This is a genomic window from Paenarthrobacter sp. GQ52, assembly GCF_059759005.1.
The window spans coordinates 89,600-105,763 of record NZ_JCAXEJ010000002.1; the positions used below are offsets into that span (position 1 = coordinate 89,600).

Consider the following 16,164-nt stretch of genomic DNA (forward strand, 5'->3'; position numbering starts at 1 on the left):
AAGACATGGTCAAGATCGCCCGCTGGAATGACGACGGCGGTACTCGCGCCGGGTTCGTGGCTGACGGCAGCTGCTTCCCGTTGCCCGAGGGACAAACCGTGAACCACCTGTTAAGTGCAGGCTTGGCCAAAACGCTGGTAATCGCTGCGAAAACTGTTCGAACGGCATCTTCCGTTCCCCTGTCCGAGGTACAGTTGCTGGCGCCCTTGGTACCCGCCACCATCCGCGACTTTGTCGCGTTCGAGGAACATGTGGAAGGCGTGCGGAAGAGCATCGACGGCGTGGCCGGCGTGGTGCCCGAGTGGTATGAGGCACCCACGTTCTACTTCACGAATCCGCATACTGTGACCGGCACGGAAGAAGTGATCGGAATCCCCGCCGGTTGCAACGAGCTGGATTTCGAGACCGAAGTAGCGGCCGTCGTCGGTCATGTACCGGGAAGTGACGGCAGAAACCTGTCGGCGGCCGATGCGCACCAGCACATCTTCGGCTACACAGTCCTCAACGACTGGTCGGCGCGCGACCTGCAAAGGCGTGAGATGAAAGTCAGTCTGGGTCCTTGCAAAGGCAAGGACTTCGCCAACACCTTGGGCCCGTGGATCGTAACTGCTGACGAATTTGAGCACCTGCACGACGCCGAAGGCTTCCTGCCGATCTCCATGGCCGTTGAGGTCAATGGCGAACATATTGGACAGGATTTGCTGTCCAATATGGGCTGGCCCTTCGCCGAACTCGTAGCGTATGCCTCGCAGGACTCAGTGGTGCGACCCGGCGACGTTTTGGGCTCCGGGACCTGCGGTAGAGGATGCCTCGCTGAACTTTGGGGACGGAACGGCGCCAAGACTCCCCCGCCGTTGAAGACCGGCGACGTGGTCCGGATGACCGTTGAGGGAATCGGAAGCATTGAGAATACCGTGGGCGAGCGGCGGGCGGCCATCACCAGGGTCCCTGCGCTGAGCCGGCCGCGTCACCGTGTTGCGGCCACTGCTGAGAGACTGTAGGTAACAATCGTCGAAAGGGCGGAATTCTTGATTTCCCTGCAGCAGGACGCGCAAGGCTTTATCCGAATGAACAGGCACTTCCCGGGAAGCGTGTCAGTGAGCGTGGTTTTCGCCGACGGAACCACGGAAGTCTTCACCGGGCGGCGGCTCAACGAGATTTATGACCAAGCGCTGGCAGCCTACCGTGCCGGCAACCACCTGGACGCCAAAGGGTTCAACCGAGGCCCCAGGAAGAAGGTCCAGCAGGGCATTGAGTTCGTGCCGGTTTCGCCGGGAATGTCCAGCTGACTCAGCTTCTTCCTGAGGCATGGTTGACGCAGAACGGCGTCCACGGCCTCGCCTCCAACCTGCCCTCGGGTATGGCCACGCCGCACACCGCGCACAGTCCGTAGGTTCCTGCCGCTATCCTCGCCAGTGCGTCATCGATCTGCTCCAAGCCAACCTGGCTTTGGCTCATGAGGGCGGACGCTTGGGACAGCTCGAAGGCTATGGTGCTGCCCTCGGGATCGTGTTCGTCGTCCACATTGGAGTCTTGCCGGGCGAGGCTCACCGAACTGATGTCGCTTCGCAGCGCCTTGAGCAGTTCGAGTTTGCGACTCCTTTCCTCCTCCAAAAGGACCCGAAACCGCTCGACGTCAACCATGGCGGGTCATAGTTCCACTGTGCCGCTTTCGCCCACGCTGAAGCGGGAGTGGGTGACCTTGGACTTGACCCATTGAAGTACCGTTGCTGCCGTTCCGCCCGGGCTCGTCCAGTACTCTGCCGAATCCGAATCCACGTGAATCAGGCAAACTTCCGGGGTGTCCGGACCGTCAGGGAACCATGCCTCCACAACCTGGTTCCACATCTCGTGGATCTTCTGTCGGTCCGTGACCACGTGGGCAGTCCCGGCCACAGACACCCACTCGGTGCTCTTGCCGAAGGAAACATTGACTCGCGGATCCTGTCTCACGTGGGCAACCTGTGAGGTCCCCAGTCCCGTAAAGAACCACATGTCGCCGTCGTCCTGCACTTCCTGGACAGCCAGCGGCCGGCTGACCAGCGCACCTTCTTCATTGACGGTGGTCAGCATTCCGATCTTGGAATCGTTGATGATGTCCGTGACTTTGCTGATGGGTTGCTCTTCAGTCATGCGGGCCTCACTTCTCTTCGCATCCGGGGGCCTTCCCCACAACCACCCTATTAGTAAGGCTACTGATTTGCTAGGCGGCCAAGGAATGACGCGGCTAGAAAGCAAAAACACCGTTTTTCAGGGAATCATGCTGCTGCTTCATCCGTTCTGTTTGATAGTGACATGCCGACGGGGGTCCGGCCTGCCCATTCGGGTCAGGCAAAGCGACGGGAAGTTTGGGGACTACCATGACGTTGAATGAAACTATCGCCCGCCTTCGGGCCGCGCACCTCATGGTCCGCGATGCCCACGAATGGGATGCTCTTTCCGCCGCCCTCTCGGACGCCTATGACAGCGACGACGATGACCTGATTGAGCAACTGCAGCAGCCCTTTGTCCAGTCCTGGCGCACGGTCACGCACTACGTCCTGCGGGATACCTTCGATGCTGCCGGCATCTCCGTGACCGACCCAAGCCACCCTTGGGGAATTGCCACCTTGACCGCCAATGGCTTCAGCCGCGAACCTGTTCTCTGCCAGGTGGACCTGGCAGAGCCGCAGGGCTCGGCAGTTACCGCCGCCGGCGGAGCAAAGTTGCTCACATTCGCCGAGGCCATGACCTATTACTCTGATTGCCTCGCTCCACTGTTCGAACACGTTAGTGAAGGTCAGTCACTGAAAGTTAGCTGAGGTACGCGCTCATCATTGGGGGGTCATGACCGGGAAGCAGGCTGATCGAGGAGGGCGCGGGAGGGCGAACCATGACCCCGTTCATGGTGCCCACCGCATCACCGACGAACAACAAGCCGTCACTTTCATGCAGCAAACTGATGTGCCCTTGCGTGTGCCCGGGAGTGTGGATGACGCGCAGCCCGCGGATTGAAGCTCCGTCGGCTGCGGCCCGGGCGTCTGTGGGGCCCGCAACCCCTGCAGGCAGCTGCACCTGCTGGACAATGACTTCGGGCAAGGGCCCGGCTTCCGGTGGGGATTCAGGTAAATTCGGAATTGATTCGCTGCCTGCACCCATGTGGACTCAACCCTGCCTTGCTGGTGGCGGGCCCTCGATGACGGTGGGTATGTATTCCAGTAGCTGCGAGCGGCCGTCGAACGTCCGGCTGTCCACCAATTCCAAGGCGACATCCGGGTAGCCGTCATAGATTCGCTCACTACCGGTCCTCCCGGTGATCACGGGAAAGATCACCAAACGAAACCTGTCCACCAGACCGGCCGTCAGCAGGGAACGGCAAAGGCTCAAGCTGCCCAGAGTGCTCAACGTGCCGGTTCGGGTCCGCTTTAGTTCCCGGACGGCTTCCACAGCGTCACCCGAAATGAGTTCTGAGTTGGGCCATGCCAAGGGCTCCTTCAGGGTGGAGGAAAAGATAATCTTGGGCATGGCAGCCAACCCGCTCAGGCTGGCGCCCTCCTCCTCTGAAAACCCCGAGCTGTCTTCAGAGGCTTCCTCCGACATACTGGACATCACCCGGTACGTGTTCGCGCCCATCAGTGTGGTGAAGTCCTTCTTTCCCTCTTCATCCAACCAGGCCAGGTACTCCGGACCTTCCAATCCCCACCAACCAGGCCAGCCTTCGGCAGAAGCGTAGCCGTCCAAGGAAATGATCAGGTCCACCATCAGGCTTGCGGTCGTCTCACTCATAGCAGTCTCCTAGGTTTACGGTGCGCGTTGACCGTGCGCGCAAATGCTAGCCCCGGAGCAATTGGACGTTCAAGGGGTTCGCGCTAGAGAAGGAGAAGGACGAACCCGCCGAGGGTGCTCAGTATCCCAACACCAGTGAGGATCCAGCCGAGAATCAGAACAGTGTTGTCGTGGCGCGGCGGATGCAGCGAGCATCGGGAGGGGTGGCAGGGGTCGTAGTGGACCAGCACAGCGCCTGATTCAACGCTCCCGTCGCGGGCAGGGATATCCAGCAGGACCTTTTGTTCCTCGTTCGCCCGATCTACCCAATGCAGTCCCAGAAATCCGCCTGCGGCGAACTGTTCTCCCTCAGCGGTGGTCCAAACGCATCGGCGCCGGGCAATGACCCATGCACATAAAAGCAACGGCACGCCGGGGACAAACCCCACCCACGTCATCATTTCCAGGATGGGGCCAAGAACATCCACTGAACCGGCCATGAGTCGATCCTAAACGCCTAACCGCGTGGATCGAGACTCTGTTCCAGACCAAAGACAGGGATGTCAGGAAAAGCGTTTCGCTGCAGCGTGGGATCAAAAGCCGCTTGGCCCGACTCCATCCAGAGGGCCGCCGCTGCCATCCTGGCCATGAAGGGCGAGAACGGCCGTCCAGCAACGGCCATCATGCGCAAGGCGGGCACTGGTATTCGCTTGATTGAGCCTCCGCCGGCGTTGTCCAGGATTGCACCGGCAAGTGCATTGAAGGAATGGATACCGGATCCCCACTCGATGGTTCGCCCCCGCAGTGCCGGGTCCGCAACGGCGCGGACAACCAGTGCCGCAGCATCGGCCGTTGATGTGAATGTCACCGGCGCACGTCCTGAGCCGAAGACCAACACCTTGCCTTTCTCCTTGAGGGGCTGGCTCATGGAGGCCACAAACTGTTCAAGGTTGGCACCCATTCGAATAATGGTCCAAGCCATTCCCGAGGACCTGAGTGCCTCTTCTGCCGCAAACTTCATGCGGAGAAACTCCAGCGGCGCATCCGCAGCAGCGCCGTGCATGGACATCATCACCAGATGTTCCACCCCGCAGCATTTTGCCGCTTCCAGGATCCGCAATGCACCATCGCGGTCAACACTGCGCGGGGTGCCACCCCTTCTCAACCCGAATCCTGACGCCGCAAACACCACCTGCCGGCAACCCTCAACCGCAAGCATGCAGTCCGACCTTGAGGACAGGTCGCCGCGAAACACCTCCACGCCGCTAGGCTTCGTATCGGGTAACGGTTGCGAGTTGCCGCGAGCCATGATGCGGAGAGTTTGCCCGGCACCCGCCAAGTCGCTCACCACACGGACACCCAGGCGACCTGTGCCGCCCACGATAAGGATCACGGTCTCGGCGCCACAAGAAGGTATAAGCCGACGATGCAACTGACCACGGCAGACCCTCCTTCGTGTACGTTTGCCCCAACTCTAGCGGCGAACCTCCTCGGAGGTTAGACCGTGCGGTCCACCCGTGAACGCCAGAGCAGATACACAAAGTAGGGGGCGCCCACCAACGCCGTCATGATTCCGGCAGGTATCTGGGCCGGGGCTATGACCGTGCGGCCAATGACATCGGCCAGCACCACCGTGCAGGCTCCGATCAACGCTGCCACGGGCAGGACCCTTGAGTGCCGTGCGCCTACAAGTGTGCGGGCGGCGTGGGGTGCCACAAGTCCCACGAAAGCGATCACGCCCACCGAAGAGACGGCACCAGCGGTCAAAAGCACAGCCACCGTAAGCAGGAGCACCCGGGATCCGGATAGCCCTACGCCCAGCACGCGCGGAGAATCGTCATCCACGGCAATCAGATCGAGATCCCGCCTCATGCCCGCCAGCACAGGCAGCGCAAGCACCAGGGCCAGCAGCGGTGGCAGGACAGAGGCAAAGTTGCGGCCATAGGTAGAGCCTGACAACCAAGTGAGGGCCTTTGTCTGGTTGAACGGATCTGTCGTCACCAGGAGGACGGTGATAGCGGCCGCCAGCCCCGCCGAGATGCCGATGCCGATCAACACCAGCTTGTTCTGTTGAAGCCCGCCGCGGAAAGCCAATCCGAAGACCAGCAGGGCAGAAAGTGCCGCACCCCCAAGCGCGGAGCCAGTGACCACCCACGAGCCCGCCGTCGGGACTGTGGTGATGACGATGATTGCTGCGAGTCCGCCACCGCCAGAGACGCCAAGAATGCCGGGCTCGGCCAGGGAATTGCGGGACACCGCTTGGATAAGTGCACCGGCGAGAGCCAAGGCCGCGCCGGCGAGGACCGCCGCCAGGACACGCGGCATTCGTGTACCCAGGACGGCGCTGACACGATTTCCCGACTGTCCGGTGAGCCAGTTGACGAGATCCCCGAGCAGGAGCTTCGCATCACCCAGTAGGGCACCCGCCACCAGCAAGCCGGTGAGCAGGACAAGGAGCCCGATCAATACGGTGAGGAAGAACCTGCGGGTGCGAAGTCTTGCCAGGGCATCACCGGCAACACTCAACCCGGCGTCGGACATCCGCATGGCCAGGATCACCAGGAATACGGCCCCGAAGACCGTAGTGACTGCGCCGGTGGGGACTTCAACGCCTGCTTGGGCACCGAAAAGACCACGAACAAGGACGTCCGCTCCGATGACCACCACTGCACCGGCCAAGCCGGAGATGGGCAGCAACGCCCTATGCCGGCCAAGGCCGCGAAGACGGGAGGCCAGAAGACGCACGATTGCAGGGGCACAGAGTCCAACAAATCCGATCGGGCCGGCGATCGTCACCGCCGCTGCCGACAGTACGACGGCAAGCACGACGGCGCCCACCCGGGCCAGGCGCGGATCCGCACCCGCCAGCCTGGAGGCGTCGTCACCCAAGCCGAGCAGGTCCATCCGACGTGCGAGGAGAAAGAGTGCGGCGATACCCATAAGGACTATGGGCGTGAACTGGATCAACTCGTCGGTGCGGGACTGGGCAAGACTTCCCTGCCCCCACGCATACAGACCCGTGGTTTCCTGACTGAACAAAAGAAGGAGTGCGCTGGTGGCCGAATGCAGGCCCAACGCCAGCGCTGTGCCGGCAAGCACCAGGCGGATGGGGCCTCCATTGCCATTGGCACCACCGCCCGACAGCGCAAGCACCAGCACAGCCGCGGCGAGGCCGCCGATGAAGGCGATGCCACCGGACAGGAGTGCCGGAAGCGTCAGGCCGAATGCAGCCACTGCCACTATCGCGAAATGCGCGCCGGCATTCACAGCCAGCGTGTCAGGGGAAGCAAGCACGTTGCGGGTGGCCGACTGCAAAGCCGCGCCAGCCACCCCCAACGCCACGCCGACCAACAAACCGGCGAAAAGTCGCGGTACCCGCGAGGCAACCAACACTGCGGTTTCCTGGTCCGTGCCGCCTCCGGTGAGCAGCCCCAACAGCTGGAAAGGGCCGACGTCGGCCGTTCCTTGCGTGAGGTGGATCAGCGAAAACAGAGCCAGGATAACTACTCCGGCGCCTGCCACCAGGACCGGTCCGGAGCGCCGGCGGACATTTCGTCCAGTCGACGCGGCAGGTACGGGAGCACCCGCCACGGCCGTGGGAACGGTCATGGCGGGCCTCTTCACAGTGTCGGTCATGCGGGTGGGACTACTTGGTGAGAGACGCGACGATTGCGTCGACGTACTGGGTCATCGACGCTGGGCCACCGAACATCCAGATACCGTCAGAGAGGCGGTGCACCTTGCCGGCTGACACGAACGGAAGCGACTTCCAGACTGCGTTGCCGGTCAACTGCTCGGTGAAGTCGCCATCCGCGCTGTTGGTGATGTAGACGAAATGGTCGGCGTTGACGGCGGTCAGGCCCTCGACGTCTGTGGAGCCCAGTCCGTAGGCAGGGTCGCCCTCAACCGTCCACGGGTTCACGAGACCCAGCTCAGTGTTGATATCAGCCAGCAGGGATCCCTTGGTGAACGGGCGGATGGAAACCTTGCCGTCAGCAACCCAACCGTCTGCGAACGCTACGCGGGACCCGCCCAGGCCGGCTTTTTCAAGATCGGCCTTGCCCTTGGTAACGGCGGCATCGAACGCTGCGATGACCTCATCAGCTTTCTTCTCGGTGCCGGTTGCCTTGGCGACAAGCTTCAAATTGTCCTCGGCCTGCGCGATCTGGCGGCTGCCATCGGCGGACTTCACCACAACAACGGGAGCCAGCTCTTCGAGCTGCTTGATCACAGGCTCGGTGAGGTCGGTGGTGGCAACGATCAAGTCAGGATCGAGGGAGGCGATGGTGTCAAAGCTGGGCTCGTTGCGTGTTCCGATGTCGGTGGGAGTGCTGTCCAGCTTGCCGGCGGTGACCCATGCGCTGTAACCCTTGACGTCCGCAACGCCTACCGGCATGACGCCGAGGGTGGTCAAGTTCTCCACCACGTTCCATTCGGTGCCGACCACGCGCTTGGCGGGGCTATCGAGCTTGACCTCGGTGCCGCGGGCGTCGGTCAGGGTGATGGCTTCTCCTGCACCGGCGCTGTTCGAAGCGGAGCTCGCGGGTCCTTCAGTGGTTCCGCAACCGGTGAGCAGGACCGCCAAGGCAGCGGTGGCGGCCAGGGCTTTATGGATCTTCATGGACACAGGGGTCCCTTTCGTGTTTGGGGGGCTTACGTTTATGAGGGGGTGTTCAGCTGTCGCTGTGCCGGCCTACAGCGCGGGTGCGCAGCCTGCCAGTGAGCGGATCAGTGTGGGTAACAATGGGAATTGAGTAGACGTCACTGAGGAGCTCCGCATCGAGTGCCTCGTGCGCCGGTCCGGCGGCCGCGATCCGCCCTTCCGACAGAACCACCACGTGATCGGCAAGTGCGGCTGCTTCGTCGAGGTCGTGCAGAACCACACCAATTGCCACACCATGGATGCGGGCGAGGTCGTAGACGAGATCGAAGATCTCCACTTTGTAGCGGAGGTCCAAGTGGTTGGTTGGTTCATCGAGCAGCAGCACCGAGGTGTCCTGCGCAAGGCAGCTTGCCAGCCACACCCGTTGCAGTTGCCCGCCCGAAAGTTCGTGGACGCCCCGGCTGGCGAGCTCCGTCACACCGGTCAGCTCCATGGCGCGGTCGACGGCGGCCGGCCCCTCAGGATCGGCAGCGCGCCACCGTCCGCGGTAGGGATGGCGCCCGAACTCGACGACGTCACGGACGCTGAGGCCGTGCGGCACCGGCCGGCTTTGCGAAAGCAACGTCACGTGCCTGGCGAAATCACTGCGCTTCATCATCAACGCATCTGACACTTCGCCGTCGGCAGGTTTGACCGTTACGGTGCCGGAAGAAGCCTCGTGCAATCGGGCCAGCGCACGAAGCAGGGTGGACTTGCCACTGCCGTTCGGGCCTACCAAGGCAACTATGCGCCCCGGCTCCAAGCGGAGCCCTGCGCCATGGACCACGTCCTTGTCCCCATAACGGAGGACCAGGTCACTGGCCTCGAGCCCCGAGAGTTCAGTCAGTTCAATCACAAAATGAAAGATTAGCTTAGGCTTACCTAATTTCCGAAAACATGTCAGAGAAAGTCAGCCCAGGCCTGCCTGAGTTGGAGTCAGCGACGTGCAAGGCTTGTTCCATGGACCTGGAAATCTCCCCTTCGCTGACGATCCCCGCCGCCGAACTCAATTGGCGATTCTCCCGCTCCTCCGGACCGGGCGGTCAACACGTCAACACCACGGACAGCCGGGCCGAATTGATGTGGAACGTTACCGGTTCTGCCACCCTGACAGATGAGCAGCGGTCGTTGCTGCTCAAACGCCTGGGGCGAAAACTCGTCGGCGGTACCATCACTGTGACCGCATCGGAGGAACGATCCCAGCTGCGTAATCGCGAGATCGCCATGGCCAAGCTCGCTGATCTGATAAAAGCAGGCCTCGTCCCCGAGTCCGTCCGCCGTGCCTCAAAACCCACCCGCGGTTCCGCCAGGCGCCACCGAGTAGCCAAAGAACTCAGGTCTGCCACCAAACAACAACGACGTCGACCTGCCGCCGAGTAGCCCCGGGCGTTCCTTTGGGCGAAAGTGACTAAGTACTACTGATTTCGACCCACTGCGAACGCCACTCCGGGGCTTGGAATGCCTCACTCCAGTAGGCAGTCTCCTTGGCTATCCTTCCATCGCGAAATTCGAAGATGAAGACTGTTTCATAGACGGGTCCGCCGTAGTCCAGCAGCGCCTCAGCCACCACCAGGTTCCCACCACTGAGCAGGCGCCGGGGTGTGATGGTGGGCAGTTGCGGAAAAGCGTTGTAGATTCCCCTGCGATTCCCGGCGCCGCGTACCACTTCCCCGGATTGGGGCCAATGCATCACGGCGTCGTCGTGGAAAAGCTCATCCATGACTTCGATGTGGCGATCGTTGATGCAGTCGATCAGCCGCTTGACTATTTTTTCGTTGGCGTCCTGTTCATTGACGCCTTGTCCATTCACCATTTGTCCAGCCATGATCGGCATTGTCCTCTTGGGGACCGGATTGCGCCATGGCTTTCTGCCGCCGCTTCAGGTTTTCCTGATCAGGCGACGGTACTCTCGTCGATGCCACACCACTCCGCGATGAACAAGGCGATGCTCTTGGTGATACGCCGGATCGATTCCACGGAGACCCGCTCGTCAAACCCGTGGATCGATTCTGAGACGGGGCCATACACCAGCGTGGGAGTGTCCGCGTAGAGGGTGAAAACCCGTCCGTCGAGGTAGCCGGGGGTGGTAAAGCTGTCCAGTTCAGCACCGAACACGTGTGCATGGGTACGCTCCAGCACGGCTTCGGCCTCGCTGCCCGGTTCCAATACGTAACCTTCGGCGAAGAAGCCTGATTTGGTCGGAACTGCATTAATAGGCTTCTCCCCACTACCAAGGTTGGCCAGGCATTCCTGAAGTTCAGTCCAGGCTCGATCGGCGCTGATGCCGGGGTAGACCGCCGCGCGAACGTCGAACTCACACCAAGCCGGGACGCTGGAGGGCCAGTCGCCCCCGACTATGCCACCGAAGTTGAAGTTGATGGGGTGGTCCAGATCCTCAAAGTAGCGGTGGTTCGTCCGCTCTGTATTCCATTTTTCTTCCACTTCCCGCAGGGCGGCCATGGCTATGTAGGCGGCGTCGATGGCGTTGAAACCCGACCCCATTTCACGCGGATGCGTCGGCTTTCCGGATACCCGGACCTTGAACCACAGGACGCCCACGTTGGCCCGCACCAACATGTCCTCCTCAGGTTCGGGAATGACGACGGCGTCTGCCCGGTAGCCGCGCATCAGGGCCGACAGTGAGCCATTGCCGGTGCATTCTTCTTCCACCACCGACTGGAGGTGGATCCGCCCCGCGGGGTCGAAGCCGGCAGCACGAACGGCGTCGAAAGCGAACAGGTTCGCCGCGAGCCCTGCCTTCATGTCACCTGCGCCGCGGCCGTACATCCAGCCATCAATAATCGGGGCGTCCCAAGGGGAACGTGACCACATTTCGGCCGGACCTTCCGGAACGACGTCAACGTGGCCGTTCAGGATGAGGGACCGCCCCGTCTCAGTGACAGGCTGATACGTGCCCACAACGTTGGTGACGTTCTCATAGGAAACGGTCACTGCTCCGTGCCCCGAATGGGTGGAAAGCTCCCCCGCGTCCAGTTCCCATTGGTCCATCGCCAAGCCCCGGGCGGCCATGGCTGCATGGAGCAGTTCCTGCGCGCTGCCCTCCTTGGTGCGGAGCGAGGGGTGCTTGACGAGTTCCTGGGTGAAGGAAAGTTGGGCGTCAAAGGCGGCATCGACGGCGTCGAGGATTCGCTGGGATTGTTCGTCAGTGATCATATTCGGTTCCCTTGGCTGTGGTGTCAGGCTGTCCGGAGTCCCTAGTTATCCCGGACCAGGCGCTTGTCCTCCACGCGCAGGCGCTCCCCCAGGAACCCGCCCACCGCAGTAAGCAGCGAGATGATGACCAGGATCAGGGCGGCGCCCCATGACTGATTGCCGGACACTCCGAGCATGGCCGTGGCGAGCAAGGGCATGAAACCGCTGGTAGCACCGGCGATGTTATAGCCCAAGGCGACTCCGGAGTACCGCAGCTTCGGCGGGAACAGCTCGGTGAGCAGGGCACCGTTGACGGCGTACGCGATGGCAATCAGCATGATTCCAACGGTGATCGCAAGGGTAATCAGCAGCGGCGACTTGGTATCGATCATGGCGAACAAGGGGAAAGCCATGATTGCACTGGCGATGCCGCCCCACATGGTGACCTTGCCGGGGCCGATCTTTTCGGCCAATCGTCCCATGAAGAAGGTAACCACGATCTGTGCCACAGCGGCTATCAGGGTGGCGTTGACCATGACATTGCGGTCCATGCCGAGGGTGTTCGATCCGTAGCTCACCACGAAGGTGGTGATCATGTAGAAGCCACCAACACCAAGCAACGCGGCGAGAACTGCTACTACCAAGCGGCCGCTGGCATGCCGGAAGACTTCGAACGCCGGAACCTTGGACGTCTCGCCCATGGACAGCAAGTCCTTGAAGATCGGCGATTCTTCAACCTTGAGGCGGATCCAGAGGGCAACACCCAGCATGGGGAAAGCCAACAGGAACGGAATACGCCAGCCCCAGGCATCGAAGGCCTCAGATGGGAAGAGCAGGACCAGGGAGAAGGCGCCGGACGCGAGCAGGGTGGCAACGGGAGAACCCACCTGCACGAGTGCTGCATAGCGGCCGCGCTTTTCGGCGGGGGCATGCTCGACGGCCATGGTTACCGCGCCACCCCACTCACCGCCGACAGCCAATCCTTGGACAAGCCGCAGCACCGCCAAGAGAATGGGCGCCGCCAAGCCGATGCTGCCGAAGTCGGGCAGCAGGCCGATGAGTGCGGTAGCAACACCAATCATCACGATGGTAATGAGCAGTGCCGGACGGCGTCCGAACCGGTCGCCGATGTAACCGAAGATCATGGCCCCCAGCGGCCTGGCAGCGAAGCCGACGCCGAACGTGGCAAAGGAGGCCAGCAAAGCAGCGGTGGGGTCCATGTTGGTGAAGAACAGCCGGTTGAAAACCAGTGCTGCAGCGGTGCCGAAGAGGTAGTAGTCGTACCATTCCAACGCGGTGCCAACAAAGGCGGCCCGGGCAATTTTTCCGGCGTCCTTGCCGGAGATAACCGGAGGGGCGCCCTCGGAGGTAGGAACGGGATGTGAGGTGGTCACGATGTGAGCCTTTCGAACGGGTGGAGTGTAGTTCGCATACAACCGCCGGGATGCCTCCGGCTGCAGTTGGGGAGTTACCTACGACACTAGGGCAGTGAGAACGCACTCATCAATGACAATATCCACCCGCTTTGCTTCAGCTATTTGTGCAAAATCACAATGTTTCAGATTTTTCGTCATAGCCACTCAGGGCTACCAGCGCCAGCGCCGCCTCCGCAGGGATGGTGAGATCCAAGCCGATCACTTGCTGCAGGCTGTGCAGCCTGTTAACGGTGGTATTTCTGTGGCAGTAGAGCTCCTCCGAGGTTTCCTTGATGGACCCGGTTCGTCCATATATGCGGGCGACCTGGAGCAGTCGCTGCCGTTCGTGGGGTGTGCACTGATTCAGGGCCTCGGCAACGTGAGTAGAAAACCCCGGGAGTGTTTGCTCCAGGAGCGCGGAGGCGATGGCCATCCAGGTATTCTCCACGGTTGCCAATTCGACGCCTGAACCCCTCTGGTTTGCCAGCACCAATGCGGCCGTGGCGGCCGAGGGCACTCCAGCCAGCCCCCTGACATCCGGCACGTACCCGGCCGGAAAATCCGGTCCTGCCTCCCGCCAGGTCCTGCCCTTACGCTGCTTACGGAAGATGTAAAGGGCTCCGGCGTGCTCGTACAGGAACGCTCGGGAGTCTGACTCGAATTGGCGCTGGACTTGAGCGATATTGCCGGCGGCTACACCCAACACTTCAAAAGTGTCGGCGGCTTGCACACCCAAGGCAGCAGCCATATCTTGAACCTCGGCTGCGGCCGCTGCATCGCTATTGATGCCTGTATCGCTGGTGGAGCCCATACCGTTGAATAAGCGCGACAAGATCCTCTGCCGGTAGAGCTGCTTATTGCGGGTCAGCCGGGCCTCCTCCTCGGCGTAGGCCTGCTGGATACTGCTGACGTATCCTTCCACGGTATCCAGGACCCGAGTCATATTGGCCACCAGGAGGGCGATTCCCGAGTCTCCTGCGACTCGCTCCAGCCCCTTCCAAAGCACACGGAAGTCATTTCGTATGGCCTCCAGGAAAGCATCAAGCGGGACGCCCTGGCTGGCCCGGCGTCTCGCAACATCACGGGGAAGGTTCTGCAGGTCCGGCGGCAGTTTCATGCCGGCCATCTGGAACAAGAACAGATCCATGGTGTCCTCTGCCGTGCGGTATACGTCCTCCTTCGGTACCAGTGCTTGGCCATAGGAGATATCGGCGAAGCGTTCCAGGAAGTCAGCGACCAGCAGACCCCGCTCCTTCCACAGGCGTTCGATCAGGCCGGTCCATTCCGGTTCGGTTGACGGTGGCGGGTTGAAGACCCGGGAGCGGGCGGAAAGGGAACCAGCGCTTGCGGGAGAATGAGGGACCATACGTCGATTTTAGGCAAATGCCCAAGTTCCGTCTGCAAGTCGACGGCTTTTGTCCATTGAAGTCGCCATTTTTCCAGCGTTGAATGGGAGTCGGCCCCAAACGTTCGGAAATCCCGGGCCCCTATCAAAGAGGATTCATGCTCGTAGATCTCCTGATCCGGAACGCCAACATCCTGACGCAGGATCCCACCCACCCCATAGCGGAGAGCCTGCTCATTCATGACGGCAAAGTACTCGATGTCGATCCCGATGCCGGCATGGCTGCCCGTGCCGCCCGGGTCATTGACGCCGCGGGCGCTACGATCGTCCCGGGCTTCAACGACGTTCATGCACATAGCGTGTGGTTCGGACTGGGCCTGATGGAAGCAGGGCTCGGGACGGTGGAAAACCTGGAGGACGTCTACGTCGTCATCGCGGAAACCGCAGCCACGCTGGGACGAGATGAATGGGTGGTCGCCTCAGGCTTCAGCCCGCTCCTCCTCGACGGCCAGCAACCTGACCGCGACCGGCTGGACGCCGCGGCTGGCGGGCGTCCCGTGTGGATCAAGCACTCGTCCGGCCATGCCTGCACGCTCAATGGGGTGGCGTTGGCACTGATTGAGGCCGACGGTGCAGACTTTGGAGCCGGAATCGACGGCGGTGCGGTGGTCATAGGCCCGGATGGCCGCCCCACAGGACTCCTGGAAGAAAATGCCATGCGGCTCGTCCAGGACCTCTTGCTGCCCTATCCATTGGAAACCATCGAACGCGCCTTGGACTTGGCCACATCTCATTACTTGACGGAGGGAATCACGAGCGTCACTGATGCTGGAATTGCGGGCGGTTGGATTGGGCATTCGCCCCAAGAGTTCGCGGCCTATCAGAACGCGAAGGACAAGGGTCTCCTCAGCGTCAGGATGCAGCCCATGATCGTACTCGATGCCCTGCACCCGTTGCAGGGTCATGCAGCGGATTCAGTGACCAGCGGACTGGACACCGGTATACGTACCGGCCTCGGTGATGATTGGCTTCGGTTGGGCCCCGTCAAAATCTTCAGCGACGGTTCGCTGCTCGGCAGCACCGCCTACGTCACCGAAGAATATGTCGGCTGCACCCACAACCATGGCTACCTTCAGATGGACGCGGCGAAGCTACGCGAAACGGCGCTCAAGGCTTACAGTTCCGGCTGGGCGGTGGCCATGCACGCGATTGGCGACCACGCAATCGACCATGCTATTGACATCCTGACAGAAGCCCAGGACACCTTCGGCCGTCACGCCCTGCCCAACCGTATCGAGCATGGAGGCGTTGTCCGACCCGAGCAGTTGGACCGGATCGCAGCAGCCGGGATTGTTCTGGTGCCCCAACCGCACTTCATCACTGAGTTCGGAGACGGGATGGCCCGCTTGCTCGGACCGAAACGCACACCGTGGTCCTACCCGGGCAAGAGCCTGCTGACACGCGGCGTGGTTCTGCCTGGCAGCTCAGACCGGCCCGTCTCCAACGGCCGCCCCTTGGATGTCATGCAGTCCTTCGTGGAGAGGCTGACACCATCCGGGGCTGTCTACGGTCCTGCCGAAAGGATCACCGCCGCGGAGGCACTGGCCGCCTATACAACAGGATCGGCGGCAGCTACTGGCGCCGAGGGTGTGAAAGGCCGCTTGTCCCGTGGGTACTTGGCTGACCTCGCGTTCCTCGACCAAGACCCCACCAAAGTGGACCCCTCCGCCATCGGAGCCACCCAGGTCCTGGCAACCATGGTGGGCGGGGAAATCCGTTTCGGTGCGGATGAGTTTCCTCTACGTGTCCGAACTGAAGAACTTGAACCAGCGCTGAGCACTTCTTCCAGCACTCACAGCTAAGGA

General features: G+C 61.6%; 18 protein-coding genes. 5 read left to right on the top strand and 13 right to left on the bottom strand.

The features are described from left to right. The first annotated feature begins 5 nt into the window (after positions 1 to 5). Positions 6 to 1,001 (top strand): fumarylacetoacetate hydrolase family protein, encoded by a 996-nt coding sequence (locus AC6CH8_RS03965; protein ID WP_498188745.1) that lies wholly within the window; start codon positions 6 to 8, stop codon positions 999 to 1,001. Positions 1,002 to 1,028: 27 nt separating this feature from the next. Then, positions 1,029 to 1,289, top strand: a complete 261-nt coding sequence (locus AC6CH8_RS03970; protein ID WP_178993841.1) for a hypothetical protein — start codon at positions 1,029 to 1,031, stop codon at positions 1,287 to 1,289. A 1-nt stretch (position 1,290) separates the two neighbouring features. On the opposite strand, the gene AC6CH8_RS03975 is transcribed toward AC6CH8_RS03970, so the two are convergent. Together AC6CH8_RS03975 and AC6CH8_RS03980 are read right to left on the bottom strand one after the other, a co-directional pair. Then, on the bottom strand, positions 1,291 to 1,644 hold the full coding sequence (locus AC6CH8_RS03975) for a TraR/DksA family transcriptional regulator (RefSeq protein ID WP_054808897.1): 354 nt from the start codon (positions 1,642 to 1,644) through the stop codon (positions 1,291 to 1,293). 6 nt (positions 1,645 to 1,650) lie between these two features. Continuing rightward, positions 1,651 to 2,133, bottom strand: coding sequence for a pyridoxamine 5'-phosphate oxidase family protein (locus AC6CH8_RS03980; protein WP_179018397.1), 483 nt, complete (start codon positions 2,131 to 2,133; stop codon positions 1,651 to 1,653). 227 nt (positions 2,134 to 2,360) lie between these two features. Here AC6CH8_RS03980 and AC6CH8_RS03985 point away from each other — a divergent pair, with 227 nt between their 5' ends. Beyond that, the gene (locus AC6CH8_RS03985) at positions 2,361 to 2,801 is read left to right on the top strand and encodes a hypothetical protein (RefSeq protein WP_498188748.1); all 441 of its coding nucleotides are present in this window, start codon (positions 2,361 to 2,363) and stop codon (positions 2,799 to 2,801) included. Here AC6CH8_RS03985 and AC6CH8_RS03990 read toward each other — a convergent pair. From AC6CH8_RS03990 to AC6CH8_RS04020, 7 genes are all read right to left on the bottom strand, one after another. After that, positions 2,794 to 3,078 (bottom strand): MBL fold metallo-hydrolase, encoded by a 285-nt coding sequence (locus AC6CH8_RS03990; protein WP_498188750.1) that lies wholly within the window; start codon positions 3,076 to 3,078, stop codon positions 2,794 to 2,796. The genes AC6CH8_RS03985 and AC6CH8_RS03990 overlap by 8 nt on opposite strands. Positions 3,079 to 3,144: 66 nt before the next feature. Next, the gene (locus tag AC6CH8_RS03995; protein WP_429329866.1) at positions 3,145 to 3,765 is read right to left on the bottom strand and encodes a dihydrofolate reductase family protein; all 621 of its coding nucleotides are present in this window, start codon (positions 3,763 to 3,765) and stop codon (positions 3,145 to 3,147) included. A gap of 83 nt (positions 3,766 to 3,848) precedes the next feature. Then, complete coding sequence (locus AC6CH8_RS04000; RefSeq protein WP_498188752.1) at positions 3,849 to 4,244, bottom strand: hypothetical protein; 396 nt, start codon at positions 4,242 to 4,244, stop codon at positions 3,849 to 3,851. A 17-nt stretch (positions 4,245 to 4,261) separates the two neighbouring features. Continuing rightward, positions 4,262 to 5,137: an NAD(P)H-binding protein gene (locus AC6CH8_RS04005; protein WP_498188754.1), complete on the bottom strand. Its 876-nt coding sequence runs from the start codon at positions 5,135 to 5,137 to the stop codon at positions 4,262 to 4,264. Positions 5,138 to 5,241: 104 nt separating this feature from the next. Next, the gene (locus AC6CH8_RS04010) at positions 5,242 to 7,380 is read right to left on the bottom strand and encodes an iron ABC transporter permease (RefSeq protein WP_498188756.1); all 2,139 of its coding nucleotides are present in this window, start codon (positions 7,378 to 7,380) and stop codon (positions 5,242 to 5,244) included. Between the two features lie 10 nt (positions 7,381 to 7,390). Beyond that, positions 7,391 to 8,371 (bottom strand): ABC transporter substrate-binding protein, encoded by a 981-nt coding sequence (locus AC6CH8_RS04015; protein WP_498188760.1) that lies wholly within the window; start codon positions 8,369 to 8,371, stop codon positions 7,391 to 7,393. 46 nt (positions 8,372 to 8,417) lie between these two features. Beyond that, entirely contained in the window at positions 8,418 to 9,242 is an 825-nt protein-coding gene (locus AC6CH8_RS04020; RefSeq protein ID WP_498188761.1) for an ABC transporter ATP-binding protein, read from the bottom strand. A gap of 104 nt (positions 9,243 to 9,346) precedes the next feature. Here AC6CH8_RS04020 and arfB point away from each other — a divergent pair, with 104 nt between their 5' ends. Next, entirely contained in the window at positions 9,347 to 9,766 is a 420-nt protein-coding gene (gene arfB / locus AC6CH8_RS04025; RefSeq protein WP_498188762.1) for an alternative ribosome rescue aminoacyl-tRNA hydrolase ArfB, read from the top strand. Between the two features lie 28 nt (positions 9,767 to 9,794). Here arfB and AC6CH8_RS04030 read toward each other — a convergent pair whose 3' ends face one another. The 4 genes from AC6CH8_RS04030 to AC6CH8_RS04045 all read right to left on the bottom strand — a co-directional run bounded on the left by AC6CH8_RS04030 (position 9,795) and on the right by AC6CH8_RS04045 (position 14,320). Continuing rightward, positions 9,795 to 10,211 (bottom strand): nuclear transport factor 2 family protein, encoded by a 417-nt coding sequence (locus AC6CH8_RS04030; RefSeq protein ID WP_498188763.1) that lies wholly within the window; start codon positions 10,209 to 10,211, stop codon positions 9,795 to 9,797. Between the two features lie 68 nt (positions 10,212 to 10,279). After that, positions 10,280 to 11,560: an ArgE/DapE family deacylase gene (locus AC6CH8_RS04035; protein ID WP_498188764.1), complete on the bottom strand. Its 1,281-nt coding sequence runs from the start codon at positions 11,558 to 11,560 to the stop codon at positions 10,280 to 10,282. A 41-nt stretch (positions 11,561 to 11,601) separates the two neighbouring features. Beyond that, a complete protein-coding gene (locus AC6CH8_RS04040) occupies positions 11,602 to 12,933 on the bottom strand; it encodes an MFS transporter (RefSeq protein ID WP_091467228.1) in 1,332 nt (443 codons plus the stop codon). A gap of 154 nt (positions 12,934 to 13,087) precedes the next feature. Then, positions 13,088 to 14,320 (bottom strand): RsbRD N-terminal domain-containing protein, encoded by a 1,233-nt coding sequence (locus tag AC6CH8_RS04045; RefSeq protein ID WP_498188769.1) that lies wholly within the window; start codon positions 14,318 to 14,320, stop codon positions 13,088 to 13,090. Positions 14,321 to 14,457: 137 nt separating this feature from the next. Between AC6CH8_RS04045 and AC6CH8_RS04050 the strand changes: the two genes are divergently transcribed. Further along, complete coding sequence (locus AC6CH8_RS04050) at positions 14,458 to 16,161, top strand: amidohydrolase (protein WP_498188771.1); 1,704 nt, start codon at positions 14,458 to 14,460, stop codon at positions 16,159 to 16,161. Positions 16,162 to 16,164: the final 3 nt, after the last annotated feature.

Coding starts and splice junctions, on each gene's coding strand:
- AC6CH8_RS03965 (WP_498188745.1), top strand. CDS start 6: ATGGTCAAGATCGCCCGCTGGAATGACGACGGCGGTACTCGCGCCGGG.
- AC6CH8_RS03975 (WP_054808897.1), bottom strand. CDS start 1,644: ATGGTTGACGTCGAGCGGTTTCGGGTCCTTTTGGAGGAGGAAAGGAGT.
- AC6CH8_RS03980 (WP_179018397.1), bottom strand. CDS start 2,133: ATGACTGAAGAGCAACCCATCAGCAAAGTCACGGACATCATCAACGAT.
- AC6CH8_RS03985 (WP_498188748.1), top strand. CDS start 2,361: ATGACGTTGAATGAAACTATCGCCCGCCTTCGGGCCGCGCACCTCATG.
- AC6CH8_RS03995 (WP_429329866.1), bottom strand. CDS start 3,765: ATGAGTGAGACGACCGCAAGCCTGATGGTGGACCTGATCATTTCCTTG.
- AC6CH8_RS04000 (WP_498188752.1), bottom strand. CDS start 4,244: ATGGCCGGTTCAGTGGATGTTCTTGGCCCCATCCTGGAAATGATGACG.
- AC6CH8_RS04010 (WP_498188756.1), bottom strand. CDS start 7,380: ATGACCGACACTGTGAAGAGGCCCGCCATGACCGTTCCCACGGCCGTG.
- arfB (WP_498188762.1), top strand. CDS start 9,347: ATGGACCTGGAAATCTCCCCTTCGCTGACGATCCCCGCCGCCGAACTC.
- AC6CH8_RS04030 (WP_498188763.1), bottom strand. CDS start 10,211: ATGGCTGGACAAATGGTGAATGGACAAGGCGTCAATGAACAGGACGCC.
- AC6CH8_RS04035 (WP_498188764.1), bottom strand. CDS start 11,560: ATGATCACTGACGAACAATCCCAGCGAATCCTCGACGCCGTCGATGCC.
- AC6CH8_RS04045 (WP_498188769.1), bottom strand. CDS start 14,320: ATGGTCCCTCATTCTCCCGCAAGCGCTGGTTCCCTTTCCGCCCGCTCC.
- AC6CH8_RS04050 (WP_498188771.1), top strand. CDS start 14,458: ATGCTCGTAGATCTCCTGATCCGGAACGCCAACATCCTGACGCAGGAT.